The 14052-nt window shown below is 73.3% G+C and carries 15 protein-coding genes; 7 read left to right on the top strand and 8 right to left on the bottom strand.

Annotated elements, in window-relative coordinates; all coding sequences use genetic code 11:
- Window positions 1–15 precede the first annotated feature (15 nt).
- Both AB0C87_RS02920 and AB0C87_RS02915 read left to right on the top strand, forming a co-directional pair.
- On the top strand, window positions 16–1434 hold the full coding sequence (locus tag AB0C87_RS02920) for a PLP-dependent aminotransferase family protein (RefSeq protein ID WP_345176972.1): 1419 nt from the start codon (window positions 16–18) through the stop codon (window positions 1432–1434).
- Between the two features lie 29 nt (window positions 1435–1463).
- Complete coding sequence (locus tag AB0C87_RS02915) at window positions 1464–1697, top strand: hypothetical protein (protein WP_345176975.1); 234 nt, start codon at window positions 1464–1466, stop codon at window positions 1695–1697.
- Between the two features lie 72 nt (window positions 1698–1769).
- Here AB0C87_RS02915 and AB0C87_RS02910 read toward each other — a convergent pair whose 3' ends face one another.
- The 3 genes from AB0C87_RS02910 to AB0C87_RS02900 form a co-directional block, all read right to left on the bottom strand.
- Complete coding sequence (locus tag AB0C87_RS02910; RefSeq protein ID WP_360576221.1) at window positions 1770–3035, bottom strand: MFS transporter; 1266 nt, start codon at window positions 3033–3035, stop codon at window positions 1770–1772.
- Between the two features lie 103 nt (window positions 3036–3138).
- Window positions 3139–3951 (bottom strand): ABC transporter permease, encoded by an 813-nt coding sequence (locus AB0C87_RS02905; protein WP_353834473.1) that lies wholly within the window; start codon window positions 3949–3951, stop codon window positions 3139–3141.
- Entirely contained in the window at window positions 3948–4901 is a 954-nt protein-coding gene (locus tag AB0C87_RS02900) for an ABC transporter ATP-binding protein (protein ID WP_345176980.1), read from the bottom strand. The genes AB0C87_RS02905 and AB0C87_RS02900 overlap by 4 nt, the downstream gene beginning before the upstream one ends.
- An 83-nt stretch (window positions 4902–4984) precedes the next feature.
- Here AB0C87_RS02900 and AB0C87_RS02895 point away from each other — a divergent pair, with 83 nt between their 5' ends.
- Window positions 4985–5596 (top strand): DUF1707 domain-containing protein, encoded by a 612-nt coding sequence (locus AB0C87_RS02895; RefSeq protein WP_345176982.1) that lies wholly within the window; start codon window positions 4985–4987, stop codon window positions 5594–5596.
- Window positions 5597–5615: 19 nt separating this feature from the next.
- Here the strand turns inward: AB0C87_RS02895 and glpX are convergent, their stop codons facing one another.
- Window positions 5616–6650, bottom strand: a complete 1035-nt coding sequence (gene glpX, locus AB0C87_RS02890) for a class II fructose-bisphosphatase (RefSeq protein WP_345176984.1) — start codon at window positions 6648–6650, stop codon at window positions 5616–5618.
- A 207-nt stretch (window positions 6651–6857) separates the two neighbouring features.
- Between glpX and AB0C87_RS02885 the strand changes: the two genes are divergently transcribed.
- Together AB0C87_RS02885 and AB0C87_RS02880 are read left to right on the top strand one after the other, a co-directional pair.
- The gene (locus AB0C87_RS02885) at window positions 6858–7523 is read left to right on the top strand and encodes a TetR/AcrR family transcriptional regulator (RefSeq protein ID WP_345176986.1); all 666 of its coding nucleotides are present in this window, start codon (window positions 6858–6860) and stop codon (window positions 7521–7523) included.
- Window positions 7524–7543: 20 nt separating this feature from the next.
- Window positions 7544–8251, top strand: a complete 708-nt coding sequence (locus AB0C87_RS02880; RefSeq protein WP_360576218.1) for a DUF4245 domain-containing protein — start codon at window positions 7544–7546, stop codon at window positions 8249–8251.
- A gap of 25 nt (window positions 8252–8276) precedes the next feature.
- Here AB0C87_RS02880 and AB0C87_RS02875 read toward each other — a convergent pair whose 3' ends face one another.
- From AB0C87_RS02875 to AB0C87_RS02865, 3 genes are all read right to left on the bottom strand, one after another.
- Window positions 8277–8513 carry an exodeoxyribonuclease VII small subunit gene (locus tag AB0C87_RS02875; protein WP_353834475.1) on the bottom strand — a complete coding sequence of 79 codons (237 nt, stop codon included), beginning with the start codon at window positions 8511–8513 and terminating at the stop codon, window positions 8277–8279.
- 57 nt (window positions 8514–8570) lie between these two features.
- Entirely contained in the window at window positions 8571–9779 is a 1209-nt protein-coding gene (xseA, locus tag AB0C87_RS02870; RefSeq protein WP_360351118.1) for an exodeoxyribonuclease VII large subunit, read from the bottom strand.
- A 141-nt stretch (window positions 9780–9920) separates the two neighbouring features.
- On the bottom strand, window positions 9921–11126 hold the full coding sequence (locus tag AB0C87_RS02865) for a transposase (protein WP_360576216.1): 1206 nt from the start codon (window positions 11124–11126) through the stop codon (window positions 9921–9923).
- A 232-nt stretch (window positions 11127–11358) separates the two neighbouring features.
- Between AB0C87_RS02865 and AB0C87_RS02860 the strand changes: the two genes are divergently transcribed.
- The gene (locus AB0C87_RS02860) at window positions 11359–11784 is read left to right on the top strand and encodes a MarR family transcriptional regulator (protein WP_353834477.1); all 426 of its coding nucleotides are present in this window, start codon (window positions 11359–11361) and stop codon (window positions 11782–11784) included.
- Between the two features lie 20 nt (window positions 11785–11804).
- The gene (locus AB0C87_RS02855; protein WP_360576214.1) at window positions 11805–13028 is read left to right on the top strand and encodes an MFS transporter; all 1224 of its coding nucleotides are present in this window, start codon (window positions 11805–11807) and stop codon (window positions 13026–13028) included.
- A 72-nt stretch (window positions 13029–13100) separates the two neighbouring features.
- Here AB0C87_RS02855 and AB0C87_RS02850 read toward each other — a convergent pair whose 3' ends face one another.
- The gene (locus tag AB0C87_RS02850; protein ID WP_360576212.1) at window positions 13101–14030 is read right to left on the bottom strand and encodes a hypothetical protein; all 930 of its coding nucleotides are present in this window, start codon (window positions 14028–14030) and stop codon (window positions 13101–13103) included.
- Between the last annotated feature and the right edge of the window lie 22 nt (window positions 14031–14052).

The raw sequence follows: 14052 nt of genomic DNA, 5'->3' as shown, positions 1-14052 counted from the left end.
GACGCTGAGAGTCATGTGACCGACCTTCATCTTTCTCTCGACCGGTCCGCCGGGCGGCTGGCCGCGCAGATCGCCGCGGGCTTCCGCGCGGCGGTGCGCTCCGGCCGGCTGACCGCCGGGACCCGGCTGCCGTCGAGCCGCGATCTGGCCCGTGACCTGGACGTCTCCCGCGGTGTCGTCGTCACCGCCTACGAGCAGCTCACCGCCGAAGGCTTCCTGATCGCCCGGCGCGGCGACGGCACCCGCATCGCGCCGCTGGCCCGCCCCGACGAGGAGATCGGGCCGCCGCCCGGGCCGCCGCCCCGCCCGGCCGAGCCACGGACGGAACCGGCCGTCCTGTACGACCTGACGCCCGGGCAGCCCGACCTCTCGGCGTTCCCCCGCGAGCGCTGGATCGCCGCCGCCCGCACCGCGCTGCGCACGCTGCCGCACGACGCGCTCGCCTACCCCGACCCGGCCGGCGTCCCGGACCTGCGGGCCGAGCTCGCGTCCTACCTCGGCCGGGTGCGCGCCGCGCACGCCGACCCCGGCCGGATCGTGATCATGAACGGGGTGGCGCAGGGCCTGTCGGGCCTGCTCGGCCAGCTGCGCTCCGACGGCCACACCGCGCTCGCCGTCGAGGACCCCACCAGCGTCCGGCAGCTGCCGATGCTGGCCGCCTCCGGGGTCCGCCTCGTCCGCGTCCCGGTGGACGAGGAGGGCCTGGACGTCGCGGCGCTCGCCCGCACCCAGGCCCGCGCCGTCCTCGTGACGCCCGCGCACCAGTACCCGACCGGCGTCGTGCTGTCCCCGGCGCGGCGCGCCGCGCTGATCGCCTGGGCGCGCGACGCGGACGGCGTCGTCCTGGAGGACGACTACGACGCCGAGTTCCGCTACGACCGCGACCCCGTCGGCTGCCTCCAGGGCGTCGACCCCGACCGGGTCGTCCTCCTCGGCTCGGTCAGCAAGTCGCTCGCCCCCGCCCTGCGCCTCGGCTGGGCCCTCGCGCCGCCGTTCCTCGCCGAGGGCCTGCGGGAGCACCGCACCAACACCGACCTCGGCGCGCCCGTCCTGGAGCAGTACGCGCTGACCGAGTTCCTGCGCGGCGGCGGCTACGACCGGCATCTGCGCACCATGCGGAGGCGGTACCGGGCCCGGCGGGACGCCCTCGCCGGCGCGCTCGCCGAGAACCTGCCCGGCGCCAGGGTTCACGGCGTCTCAGCGGGCATCCACCTCTACGTGGAACTGCCGGGCGGGTGCGACGAGGACCGAGTCGTGGAGCACGCGGCGCGGGCCGGGGTGTCGGTCGCGGGCGCCCGCGCCATGTGGTCGCCCCGCCGCGCCGAGGAGGCGCCCCCCGCGCTCGTCCTGGGCTACGCGGGCCTCCCGGAGCCGCGCCTGGTCAAAGCCGCGCAACTGCTGGGTCAAGCGGTTGCTCACGGTGATGGAGGGTAAGAACAGCATCCCCGGTGTAGGAGGTATGCATGAGTCTGGAAGAGGCCGCGCGGCAGTTGAAGATGGCCGGCCACGACGCGCAGGTGGCCTTCGACTGTGTCGGTCTGGGCGACCTCGAACGGGCGCAGGAGCACGCCGTGACGCTCCGGGCCGCGGCCGACGCCGCCGAAGTGGCGCTCAGCCAAGCCCTGAAGGACATGTCTCCCGAGGAGGCCCAGACGGAAGGCGAGCGCGCCGTCACGGCCCTGGCCGAAGACGCGTGAGCAGTGCCTTCCCAGGGGGGCGCCCCTGGAACCCCCGGTGCGGCTGGTCGTACCCGCTACCGGAGCGACACGTCATGAACCCGCACGGGCACGGGAGCCCGGATCGTGGCGTGAGGATCGCCCGGCTCGCAACGGGGGTTCCAGGGGGTCGCCCACCTGGGAAGACACAGCGAAGCCCTTCGCGGTGGCGAAGACGACCAGGATCAGGGCCGTGGGGACGATGAACGCGATGCGCAGGCCGTGGTCGGCGCTGAGCGGGGCGATGGCCCCGACCACGGCGGCGCCGAGGACGAAGCCGACGTAGTTGAAGATGTTGACCCGGGCGACGGCGACGCCGAGACCGGTCGGGTCGACGCGTCCGGCGGCGGAGAAGGACACCGGGGCGATCACGCTCAGGCCGAGCCCGGCGACCGCGAACGCGGCGATGGCGACGGCCGCGTTGGGCGCGGCGACCACGCCGGCCATGCCGAGGACGCCGACCAGGCCGCCGATCCGCACCACCCTGACGGCCCCCGAGCGGCGGACGGCGAGGTCGGCGACGGCGCGGCTGACGACCATGGTGACCTGGTAGGCGACGTAGCCGAGCGGGGCGACCCAGTCGCTCGCGGACAGCTCGTCGTCCAGGTACTTGGCGCCGTAGCTGGAGATCGCCGAGTCGGCCAGGTAGGCGACGGCCATCGCGGCGCCCACGACCAGGATCGGGCGCCACGGGACGCTGCGCCCGGCGGCCTTCAGCTCCTCGGCGGTGGGGCCGTCCCCCTCCTCGGCGCGGTGGTAGAGGCGGCCGCCGGTGGCGAGCGAGGCGGCCACGCCGACGGCGGCGGCGATGGCGAAGCCGGTGAACAGCGACAGGTCCAGCCTGTTGGCGAGGGACGCCCACAGGCCGCCGAGGATCCCCGCGACGCTCCACACCGCGTAGAACCCGGTGATCAGGCTGATCCCGTACCGGCGCTCGATGGCGATCGCCTGGGCGTTCATCGAGGCGTCCACCGCGCCGACGAACAGGCCGAAGGCGGCGACGGTCACGTAGAGGGCGGGGTCGTTGTCGCCGGTGAGGCCGATCAGGGCGATCGTGACGGCCACGGCGGGCTGGGAGACGCGCAGCACCGGGGCGCTGCCGAGCCGCTGGAACAGCGCGCCGGATGCGACGCTCCCCACGCCCGCGACCAGCGGCACCATGAGCAGCACCAGCGACAGCGTGGCGTCGCTGAGGTGGTGCGACTCCTGCATCTTCGGCACCTGCGTCACCAGCGAGGCGAAGCAGAGCCCCTGGACGGCGAACGCCGTGTACGCGGCGAACCGGGCCCGGCGGTCCCGGGCGGTGGTGCCCTCGCTCATGCGCCCCGACCTCTCTGGCTGCGCACCGTGAACGGACGCAATGTGAAGAAGATTCGCGTCAGCGTAGGGACAGGGGACGCCCCAGGTCAATGGGCGGGGACCGTCAGCCGATGAGGCGCCTGCGCATCCCCCGCACGGCGATGATCCACATCAGCGCGGCGAACACCACCAGCGCGCCGAGGTGGCCGAGGTCGGCGAGCGGGTGCAGGCCGAACACCGCGTCCCTGACCAGCTGCACGCAGTGGTACAGCGGGTTGAGGTGGGAGACCTTCTGCGCCCAGCCGGGCAGCGCGTCGATGGGGAAGAACGTCCCGGCGATCAGGAACAGCGGCGTCACCACACCGGTGATCACGTAGTCGAACGAGTTGATCGACGGCACCACCGACGACGTCCACATGCCGAAGAGGCCGAAGCCGAGCGCGGTGAAGAACGTCACGAACGGCACCAGCAGCATCCCGGGGGACGGGTCGAGGCCGAAGAACAGCGCCACGACGAGCGGGGTGCACGAGTACACCGCCGACTTGGCCGCGATCCACAGCGCCTCGCCCGTCACGAGCTCGTGCACGTCCACGGGCGCGGCGAGCATCGCGTCGTAGGTGTGCTGGAACACCCGCCTGATGTAGCCGTTGAACATCCCCGGGAACACCGAGGTGAACAGCGCCGCGGTCCCGACGACGCCGGTCGCGACGAAGTCCAGGTACCGGTAGTCGCCGATCACCGCGACCATCGAGCCGAACCCGTAGCCGAAGGCCAGCAGGAAGAACGTCGGTTCCACCATCGAGGCGAACGACTGCGACTTCCAGTACCGCTTGTAGAGGGCCAGCTCGTGGCGCCAGATCCCCCGGACCGGCGCCGCCTCGAACCGCCGCAGACGCGGCGCCCGCTCCGCCGTCGCCGCTTCCGCCTGGACGGTCACTCCACACGCTCCCCGGTCAGCACCACGAACACGTCTTCGAGGTTGGAGGCCCGGCGGACGCCGTCCGGGCCGAGTTCGTCCTCCAGGGAGGGCGCGATGGTCTCGGCCTTCAGCACCGACACCGAGGGGCCGGTGCGGCGCGTCGGCAGCCCGGCCGCCCGCGCGACCCGCTCCACCTCCGTCAGCCGGTCCGGCGGCCCGTAGTGCTCGACGACCCGCTCGCCCGCGTACTCGGCCACCAGCGCCGACGGCGTGCCCCGCGCGATGACCCTGCCGTGCGACATCAGCGCGCACTCGTCGGCGAGGCGCTCGGCCTCCTCGATGTAGTGCGTCGACATCAGCACGGTCGTGCCGCCGGCGCGCAGCCCGTCGATCAGGCCCCACAGCTCGGCCCGCACCTGCGGGTCGAGGCCCACGGTCGGCTCGTCCAGCAGGACGAGTGCGGGGCGGTGCACGAGCCCGCGGGCGATCAGCAGCCGCCGCCGCATTCCCCCGGACAGGCCGTCCACCCTGGTCAGCTGCCGCTCGGTGAGGTGCGCGATCGCCAGCGCGGCGTCCACCGCCTCGCGCCGCGCCTTGCGCGGCACCCGGTACAGGTGCGCGAACACCTCCAGGTTCTCGCGCGCGGTGAGCTCCTCGTCGAGGTTGTCCTGCTGGGGGACGACGCCCATCGCCGCCCGCGCGCGCTTGGACTCCCGGGGCACGTCGAAGCCGAGCACGCGGATCGTGCCCTCGTCGGCGACCGCCTGCGCGGTCAGCATCTTCATCGTGGTCGACTTGCCGGCGCCGTTCGGGCCCAGCAGCCCCAGGCAGATGCCGGAGGGGACGTCGAGGTCGAGCCCGTCCACGGCGGTGAAGCCGCCGAACCGCTTCACGACGCCGCGGAGGCTGATCGCCGCCGTGCCGGTGCCCTCGTGGGCAGGCGCGATCTCGGCACGATGCAAGGTCATACCCCTCACACTAGGTAAGGGAGGGACGAATCCCCACCCGTTTTCCCGCGGGGCCGTCCCCGCCGGGGGATACCCTCTTCCCTGTGGACCTCCCCCATCGCCCGGCGGCCGAGAAGGTCACCAACGTGCGCGACCTGCGCGCGTCCGACGCCGACCGGGAACGCGTCGCCGCCGTCCTGGGCGAGGCCCTCGCGGACGGGCGGCTCACCATCGAGGAGCACTCCGAGCGCGTTTCCCGCGCCTACGCCGCCCGCACCCTGGGCGAGCTGACGGGGCTCACCGGCGACCTCAGCCCCGAGGAGGCGCAGCCCATCCTCGTGGACGACCGCCCGGTCTCGGTCTTCTTCGGCCGCACCCGGCGGGACGGGCGCTGGGTCGTCCCGGTCAAGCTCCCGCTCCTGGCCCTGTTCGGGACGGTCGAGCTCGACCTGCGCGAGGCCGTCCTCCAGCGCCGGCACATCGTCGTCGACTCGCTGGTGCTCGGCGGCCGCATCCGGCTGCTGGTCCCCGAGGGCGTCCGCGTGGACGTCACGGGGCGCACCATCCTCAGCACCCGCGACCTGCGGGCCCGTCCCGCGGCCGAGGGCCCGACCATCGAGGTGGGAGGCACGCTGATCTTCGGGTCGGTGCGGGCGCGGGCCCCGAAGCCCTCGCTGCGCAGCCGCGTCCGCAACCGCCTCACCCGCGGCCGGTAGGCCCGCGGGGCCCGCCGCCCTACACCGCCGTGTCGAAGTTGATCGCGCTGTAGGCGCGCAGCTTGCTCAGCTGGTGCTCGCTGGAGATCGTCCGGATGGTGCCGCTGCGCGACCGCATGACCAGCGAGTGCGTGACCGCCGTGCCCTTGCTGTAGCGGACGCCGTCGACCAGCTCGCCGTCGGTGATGCCGGTCGCGGCGAAGAACACGTCGTCGGAGGTCACCAGGTCGTCGGTGGTGAGCACCCGGCCCGGCTCGTGCCCCGCGTCGGCGGCCTTCCGCCGCTCCTCGTCGTCCTGCGGCCACAGCCGGCCCTGGATCACCCCGCCGAGCGCCTTGATCGCGCACGCGGCGATGATGCCCTCCGGGGTGCCGCCGATGCCGAGCAGCAGGTCGACGCCGGTGCCCGGCCGGGACGCCATGATCGCGCCGGCCACGTCGCCGTCCAGGATGAACTTGATCCGCGCCCCGGCCTCCCGGACCTCCTTGACGATGCCCTCGTGCCGCGGCCGGTCCAGGATGCACACCGTCACGTCGTGCGGCGAAGAGCCCTTGGCGCGGGCGATCGCGCGGATGTTGTCGGCGATCGGGCGCTCGATGTCGACGACGTCGGCCGCCTCCGGGCCGGTCACCAGCTTCTCCATGTAGAACACCGCCGACGGGTCGAACATCGACCCGCGCGGCGCCACCGACAGCACCGCGATCGCGTTGTTCATGCCGAGCGCGGTCAGCCGGGTGCCGTCCACCGGGTCGACGGCGACGTCGCACTCGGCGCCGGAGCCGTCCCCGACCTCCTCGCCGTTGTACAGCATGGGCGCGTTGTCCTTCTCGCCCTCGCCGATCACGACGACGCCCCGCATGGACACGGTGTTGATCAGCTGGCGCATCGCGTTCACGGCGGCCCCGTCGGCGCCGTTCTTGTCCCCCCGGCCGACCCAGCGCGCCGCGGCCATGGCGGCGGCCTCGGTCACCCGGACCAGCTCCATCGCGAGGTTGCGGTCCGGAGCCGACGGCTCGGTGGTGAGGGGGGAGGAAACGGTGGTCTCTTCGGACATGGCGGGGCAGCCCCTTCGGTCGGTGGTGCCTCGGATTCTCCGTGGACCGGATGGCAGGCCACAAATTGGACCAGACCAGCCGGGCCGCGGGCCTTCCGGGCACGGGGTCGATCAGGTGTCCTGGCGCGGGCGGAACGAGCACCGGAAACCACCACGGCACGGACAAGGGATCGTTTCCCCCTGGGAGAGGGCGTAATCTCAGGCGTCATGAGCAGCGACATCGACGTCCCGTCCGGCGGGGTGACCCAGAACGGGGGCGCGCGGCCCGCGGACGGCCCCGCGCGGACCTCCGACCGCGGGGCCGCCACCCGCGGCGCCCTGCTGGCCGCGGCCAGAGACGTCTTCTGCCAGTCCGGCTTCGCCCAGGCCGCGGTGACCGACATCGTCGCCAAGGCCGGCGCCAGCGTGGGGAGCCTCTACCACCACTTCAACGGCAAGGCGGACCTCTACCTGACGCTGTTCGAGGACTTCCAGGGACGCCAGCAGGAGCGCACCCGCGAGGCGATCAGCGCCGTCCGCGAGGCCGGCGAGAAGGACCCCATGCGGCAGTTCATCGCCGGCGCGGGCGCCTACCTCAACGGCTGCCTGGACGAGCGGGACGTCGCCCGGCTGTTCATCTCCGGCGACGGGCCTCCCGGGTTCGACCGGGTCATGCGCCAGCGCCTGAACAAGTGGGCCCGCCGCAACGCCGCCCTGTTCCACACCGCCGACGGCGGTGTGGACGAGGCCCTGGTCACGGTGCTGACGGGCGCGATGGCGGGCGCGGTCTCGGAGATCTCGCTGCTGGACGACGAGGACGCCGCCCGCCGCCTGGCCGACAAGATCATGGTCATCGTCGGCACGATCCGCAACCCCGGTACGGAGCAGCGCTGAGGGTGGGGGATCCTGGAGGGGTGACCGACAAGACCCCATCCTCCGCCCCGGAAACCGAGCAGGCGGGACCCGCGCCGGACGCGCCCGCCGGCGGGCCCGAGACGGACGCCGCGCGGGGACGGCCCGTGGTCGAGGTGAGCCCCGGCGTGTACAAGCGGCTGACCACGGGGCTCGGCGGCTTCGCCATGGCGATGGGCGCCTGCCTGCTGCTCGTGCTGGCGATCTACGTCGTCACGCCGCGCAGCGACGAGGAGGTCCTGCCGACCGTCGACTACAGCTCGCAGCTGTGGGCGATGCGCAACGACGCGCCCTACACCGTCCACGCGCCCGAGGGGCTGCCCCCCACCTGGCGTCCCAACAGCTCGCGGGTGAACGGCCTGGACGCCGACGGCAAGGGCCCCGTCGCCTGGCACCTGGGGTTCGTGACGCCCAGCGACGAGTACGCGGCGCTGGAGCAGAGCAACGAGAAGGCCTCGCAGTACGTCCCGCGCATGGCCAACAGCAGCCGGCCGGTCGGGACGCAGCAGGTGAACGGCGTCACCTGGACCCAGTACTACCGCAAGGACAAGAAGGCCAACTCCCTCGCCCGGACGCTTCCGGACGGGGTCAGCATCGTGGTCACCGGCACCGCCTCCTACGCGGAGCTGGCCGTCCTGGCCGGGTCGCTCAAGGAGCAGTCGAAGAACGGCGGCCCGACCCCTTCGGCGACGGCCACGCCGGCCTCCTGAGCCTCGGCGCGGGCCGCGCGCCGCCTCAGAACGGGGCGGCCGCGTCGCCGCCGTCCGGCCGTTCGAGCGCCGCGGCCAGCCGGGCGCGGGCGCCCTCCAGCCACTCCTCGCAGACGGCGGCGAGCCTCTCGCCCCGCTCCCACAGGCCGAGCGACTCCTCCAGCGTCAGGCCGCCCGCCTCCAGCCGCTTGACGACGTCGGCCAGCTCGTCCCGCGCCTGCTCGTACGACGGCTTCTCGGCCGTCCCGTTCTCGTCAGCCACCGGCCCACCCTCTCATCCCCCGGGGGACGTCCCGTTCCCCGGGCGGCGACTCGCGGTTCATTCCCGGCCGGTCACGCTCACGCCGAGGCGCCCGTCGGCGAGCCGCACGTGCAGGCGCTCGCCGTCCTTGACCGACGCCGACTCCCGCACCACCGACGCGTCCTCCCGCTGGACGATCGCGTAGCCGCGCTCCAGCGTCGCGGCGGGGGAGAGGGCGACCAGCCGGGCGCGGGTGTGCCCGAGCTCGTCCCCGGCCCGGTCCAGCGCCGCCGACAGGCACCGGCGCGCCCGATCGCGCAGCGCCGCGACCTGCTCGGACTGCCGCTCGATCTCCCGCACCGGGTCGGCCAGCGCGGGCCGCGAGCGCACCGAGCGCAGCCACGCCAGCTCGCGCTCCACCGCGCCGGACAGGCACCGCCGCCCGCGGTCGCGCAGCTGCCGGACGAGCTGGAGCTGCTCGCGCACGTCGGGCACGGCCTTCTTCGCGGCGTCGGTCGGGGTGGAGGCCCGGACGTCGGCGACCAGGTCCAGGAGCGGGCTGTCCTGCTCGTGCCCGATCGCGCTGACGACCGGCGTGCGGGCGGCGTGGACCGCGCGGACGAGGGCCTCGTCGGAGAACGGCAGCAGGTCCTCCATCGCGCCGCCGCCGCGCGCGATGATGATCACGTCGATCTCGGGATCGGCGTCCAGCGCGCGCAGCGCCTCCATCACCTCGCCGACCGCGTACGAGCCCTGCACCGCGGTGTTCTCCACCCGGAACGCCACCGCCGGCCACCGCCGCCGCGCGTTCTCCAGGACGTCGTGCTCGGCGTCGGAGTCGCGCCCGCAGATCAGCCCGATCCGGCCGGGCAGGAAGGGCAGCGGGCGCTTGCGCTCGGGCCGGAACAGCCCCTCGGAGGCCAGCACCCGCTTGAGCCGCTCCAGCCGGGCCAGCAGCTCGCCGACGCCGACCGGCCTGATCTCCAGCACGCTGAGCGAGAACGTCCCGCGGTTGATCCAGAAGTCGGGCTTGGCGTGCACGACGACGCGGGCCCCGTCGGTGACCGCGGGCCCGGCGGCCTCGAACACCGCGCGCGGGCCGACCACCCGCACCGACATGTTCGCCACCGGGTCGCGCAGCGTCATGTAGACCGTGCCGCCGCGGGCGTTGAGGTCGGTGATCTGCCCCTCCACCCAGATGCGGCCGAGCCTGCCGATCCACCCGCTCACCGCCTGAAGGACGGTGCGAACCGGAACCGGGGATTCGGCCGTGGTCTCCATCGCCATGCAGGCAGCCTACGGCGCGGTCCACGCCCCCCGGGCCGCGCGCCGCCGGTCCCGGCAGAATCCGTTTGACTGCTCCCCTCCCCGAGGGAGGGGAGCTCCTAGGAGACCCTTCCCACCGTGGGATGCGCGGGGATTCACGGCTCAGGCCGCCTCCCGCCCCGGTGGGACGGGAGGTCTTGCGCCATCGGCACCGTCCGGGTCCAGACCCGCCCGGACCAGCATCACCCGTGCGGAGTTCTTGTCCCTGGGGCGGGAGACTCCGCAGGCTGTGCAGGTGTACACGCGTTCGGACAACGGCAGACGGTGCTTGGCTCTCGCACCGCAGTCGCCGCAGTCCATCGTTGTATGCGCCGGCTCCACCAGCCGAACGTTCCGGCCGTGCTTGCGGCCCATCTCGATCAGCGCCGCCTTGGCTTGGCCGATCGCGGCGTCGGCCGCCTTGCGCGCCATACTGCTCCTGGCCAGGAACCTGGGGCGGAAGTCCTCCATCGCGACCGCGTCGAAATCGCGCGCCACCTGCTTGGCCCATTTGCGGGCATCGTCGGCCCGCTGCCGAGCGACCTTCTTCGCGGCCTTGGCCGCCTGCTTCTGCGCCCTGCGGTATCCCTTGGACTGCCCGACGCCCTTGGGGGCACGGCGGCGCGCCATCTGCCGCTGGTAGCGCGCCAGCTTGTCGGCGGCCTTCCTTCCGTGCTCGGCATGCGGCAGGTCGTGCTCATCGGACGTCGTGGTGGCGATCTCTCTCACACCCCAGTCGACACCGATCGCCCGGCCCGTGCTGGGCAAAGGCCATGTCTGCGCCGGAACGACGAAGGAGCAGTACCAGTGCCCGAGACTGTCACGGCGGATCCGCGCGGAGGACGGATCCGCGGGCAGATCCCGCGACCACACCACCCCCACGACGATGCCGCCCGCCAGCCGCAACTGCCCGTCCTTGAGGCGGAAACCGCGCCGGGTGTAGTTGAGCGTCGGCGCGGCCAGACCCCGCTTCTTGAACCGGGGCATCCCCGCCCGCCGCTTCATCGGCATCCGGTTCCTGATGTCGGCCAAGGCCTTGGCGCGGGAAGCGGCGAAGTCCCGGACGGTCTGCTGCTGCGGCACTGAGGCCCCCGCACCCAACCAGCCCTGCTCGGTGCGCCAGCCGGTCAGCATCCGGTCCAGCCTCGCCGCACCGCATGGCTCACCCGCTGCATGTGCGGCCCTGGAGGAGGCGACGCACTGGTTCCAAACCCACCGGCACCGGTCCCACTCGGCCAATAACGCACGTTCAGCGGCTGGGGACAGCCGCAGGCGGTAGGTGTACCGAGCTTTCCCGGCCCCAGCGTCTTCGCTGTCCGGAGTTGTCACGCCACGAACCGTACATAGAACTGGTGTTCCCATGGGCGGGTTCGACGGCCTTCCTCGCGCCGTATATCTCCACCGCGTTCACGGCCGGCCTTCATCGTCTGCGCGAGATCGATCCCATCGCCACCTGAGAGGCGGCATCCTCCAGAATCCGTGTGACCGAAGAGACATGCCGCCGAGCGCACGATCTTAGCCAAGCTAACTTAGACTGACTAAGTAATTTCGAGGAGAAACCGTGACCGCATCCGAACGCGAGCTCGCCGAGCAGCTCAACCGGCGCCTGCGCCACGTGGTGCTGATGCTCCGTCAGGTCAGCGCCGACCAGCCGATCACCAGCCAGCAGCTGTCCGTGCTCGGCTCCCTGGAGCACGGGCCGCGGCGGATGACCGAGCTGGCCGCCGAGCACGGCGTCCGGCTGCCGACCATGACGGCGCAGATCAACCGGCTCGAACGCGACGGGCTCGTCGCGCGCGGCCGGAGCGGCGCCGACGCCCGCGTCGTCACCGCCCGGCTCACCGGGGCGGGACGCGACCGGCTGGCCGCCGGGCGCGAGCGCCGGATCGGCTTCCTCGCCGAGCGGTTCGCGGAGCTGACGGACGAGGAGCGCGCGGCGGTCGCCGCGGCGCTGCCCGCCCTCGACAAGCTCTTCGGCGCACCCTGAACCAGCACACGGAGGTACCCATGCACGCGAAGCCCTCGGCGACCCCGAAGGGCGGCGGCATCCTCAGGCAGCCGACGTCGGTGTGGGCGACCGCCTTCGCCGCGGTCGTCGCCTTCATGGGCATCGGCCTCGTCGACCCGATCCTGCCCGCGATCGCGAAGAACCTGGACGCCTCGGCGAGCCAGGTGTCCCTGCTGTTCACCAGCTACTTCCTGATCACCGCGGTGGCGATGCTGGTCACCGGCTGGGTGTCCAGCAGGATCGGCGGGAAGAGGACGCTGCTCATCGGCCTCGCGCTCGTCGTGGCGTTCGCCGCCCTCGCCGGGACGTCCGGGACCGTCGGGCAGCTCGTCGGCTTCCGCGCCGGCTGGGGCCTCGGCAACGCCCTGTTCGTCGCCACGGCGCTCGCCGTCATCGTGGGCGCGGCCTCGGGCGGGGCCGAGTCGGCGATCATCCTGTACGAGGCGGCGCTCGGCATCGGCATCTCTCTCGGCCCGCTCGCCGGCGCCCTGCTCGGCGACATGAACTGGCGGTTCCCCTTCTTCGGCACCGCCGCGCTCATGGCGGTCGGCTTCCTCCTGATCGTCACGCTGCTCAGGCCCACGCCGAAGCCCGCCGAGAAGACCCGCCTGAGCGCGCCGATCCGGGCCCTCGCGCACGGCGGCCTGTCCACCACCGCGTTCACCGCGCTGTTCTACAACTACGCGTTCTTCACCGTCCTGGCCTTCACCCCGTTCGTCCTCGGGATGAGCGCGCACGGCATCGGCCTGGTGTTCTTCGGCTGGGGCGTGATGGTCGCGCTGGCGTCGGTGTTCGGCGCGCCCATGCTGCAGCGGCGCGTCGGGACCGTCCGGGTCATGCACCTCGCGCTGGCGCTGCTGATCGTGTTCCAGCTCGGGCTGGCGTTCCTCGGGCACGACGGGATCATCGTCTGCACCGTCCTGTCCGGCATCCCGATCGGGCTGAACAACACCGCGTTCACCGAGGCCGCCATGGAGGTCTCCGACAGCCCGCGGCCCGTCGCGTCCGCCGGGTACAACTTCGTCCGCTGGATGGGCGGCGCCCTCGCCCCGTACATCGCGACGAAGCTCGCGGAGGAGGTCGACGCGAGCCTGCCGTACCTGGTCGGCGCGGCCTGCTGCGCCGTCGCGATCGGCATCCTCGCGGTGCGCCGCCGGCACCTGGAGCCGCTGGAGCGGGTCGACGCCGACCACGCGTTCCAGGACGCCCCCGCGGCGGCCTGACCCCGCGACGACGGAAGCCCCCGGGCGCTCCCGGGGGCTTCCGTCGTGTCGTACCGCTCGGCCTGCGGCGGCTCAGGTGAGGCCGTTGAGCTTGGCGATGCGGCGCTCGTACATGCGGATGACGTCCTCACGACCGGCGTGCTTGCGCTCGTACTCGCGCAGGAGCTTCACCTGGTCGGCGGACAGGCCGCGAAGGCGGGCCCGCAGCTGCGGCAGCGTGGCGCTGTCGTAGTCGGGCACCGGCAGATCCTCGGCGATGTGCGCGGCCTCCGCCTGCGCGGCGGGCTTGGCCTCCGGCTTCGGCTCGAAGGCGGCCTCGTCGGCCTTCTTCCCGGCCTTCGCCGCCGGAGCCTTCTTCTCCGGCGCCTTGCCCTCCGGAGCCTGGGCCGCCTTGGGCTTGGCGGGCGACGCCTTGGGCTTGGGCTTGGCGGGCGCGGGCTCGGCGGCCTTCGGGCTCGGGGCGGGCTCGGCCTGCGGCGCGGGCTCCGGCTTCGGCTCGGACGGCACCGGCTTCGGCGCGGGCTCGGCCACCGGAGCGGCCCCGCCCTCGGCCTTGGCGTGGTCCCGGCCCAGCGCCCCCGGCCTGGCGGGCTTCGGCGGCGGTCCCGGACGGGCGTGCCCGGGCTTGCGGGCCGCCCCGGCGCCGGGCTTGCCGACCGAGATCTCCTCGGTGGCCGCCGACCGCGCGGCGGCCGTCCTGGTGCGGCGCGCGGGCTCGGGCGCGAGCTCGGCCTCGGGCTCCTCACCGCGGACGCGCTCGGCGACCAGCCCGACGACCTTCCCGGCCGTGTGCTGGACGTCGTCGCGCAGCCGCAGGGCCACCGGCTTCACACCGCCGCCCTCGGTGATCTCCTTGTAGTCCCGGGTCACCCGGTCGCTGAGCAGCAGAGCCCGGCCGACGCCGAACATGGCCAGCCGGACGGCGTGCAGCGGCAGATCCCGGACCTGCTCGCCCACCGTTTCGCGGACCTGCTCACTGAGGCGGCGCGGCGATTTCCTCATCGGACATTCCTCTTCCTGCCTC

Source organism: Actinomadura sp. NPDC048021 (assembly GCF_040653135.1).
Taxonomy (GTDB): Bacteria; Actinomycetota; Actinomycetes; order Streptosporangiales; family Streptosporangiaceae; genus Spirillospora; species Spirillospora verrucosospora.
The sequence above is the reverse complement of the archived record's forward strand: the minus strand, read 5'-3'. Positions and strand labels throughout refer to the sequence as shown.

What these genes read in the sequence shown, in the direction of transcription:
- glpX (WP_345176984.1), bottom strand. Translation starts at nt 6,650, where the DNA reads ATGTCCGAAGAGACCACCGTTTCCTCCCCCCTCACCACCGAGCCGTCG.
- AB0C87_RS02855 (WP_360576214.1), top strand. Translation starts at nt 11,805, where the DNA reads ATGCACGCGAAGCCCTCGGCGACCCCGAAGGGCGGCGGCATCCTCAGG.
- AB0C87_RS02915 (WP_345176975.1), top strand. Translation starts at nt 1,464, where the DNA reads ATGAGTCTGGAAGAGGCCGCGCGGCAGTTGAAGATGGCCGGCCACGAC.
- AB0C87_RS02900 (WP_345176980.1), bottom strand. Translation starts at nt 4,901, where the DNA reads ATGACCTTGCATCGTGCCGAGATCGCGCCTGCCCACGAGGGCACCGGC.
- AB0C87_RS02885 (WP_345176986.1), top strand. Translation starts at nt 6,858, where the DNA reads ATGAGCAGCGACATCGACGTCCCGTCCGGCGGGGTGACCCAGAACGGG.
- AB0C87_RS02850 (WP_360576212.1), bottom strand. Translation starts at nt 14,030, where the DNA reads ATGAGGAAATCGCCGCGCCGCCTCAGTGAGCAGGTCCGCGAAACGGTG.
- AB0C87_RS02910 (WP_360576221.1), bottom strand. Translation starts at nt 3,035, where the DNA reads ATGAGCGAGGGCACCACCGCCCGGGACCGCCGGGCCCGGTTCGCCGCG.
- xseA (WP_360351118.1), bottom strand. Translation starts at nt 9,779, where the DNA reads ATGGCGATGGAGACCACGGCCGAATCCCCGGTTCCGGTTCGCACCGTC.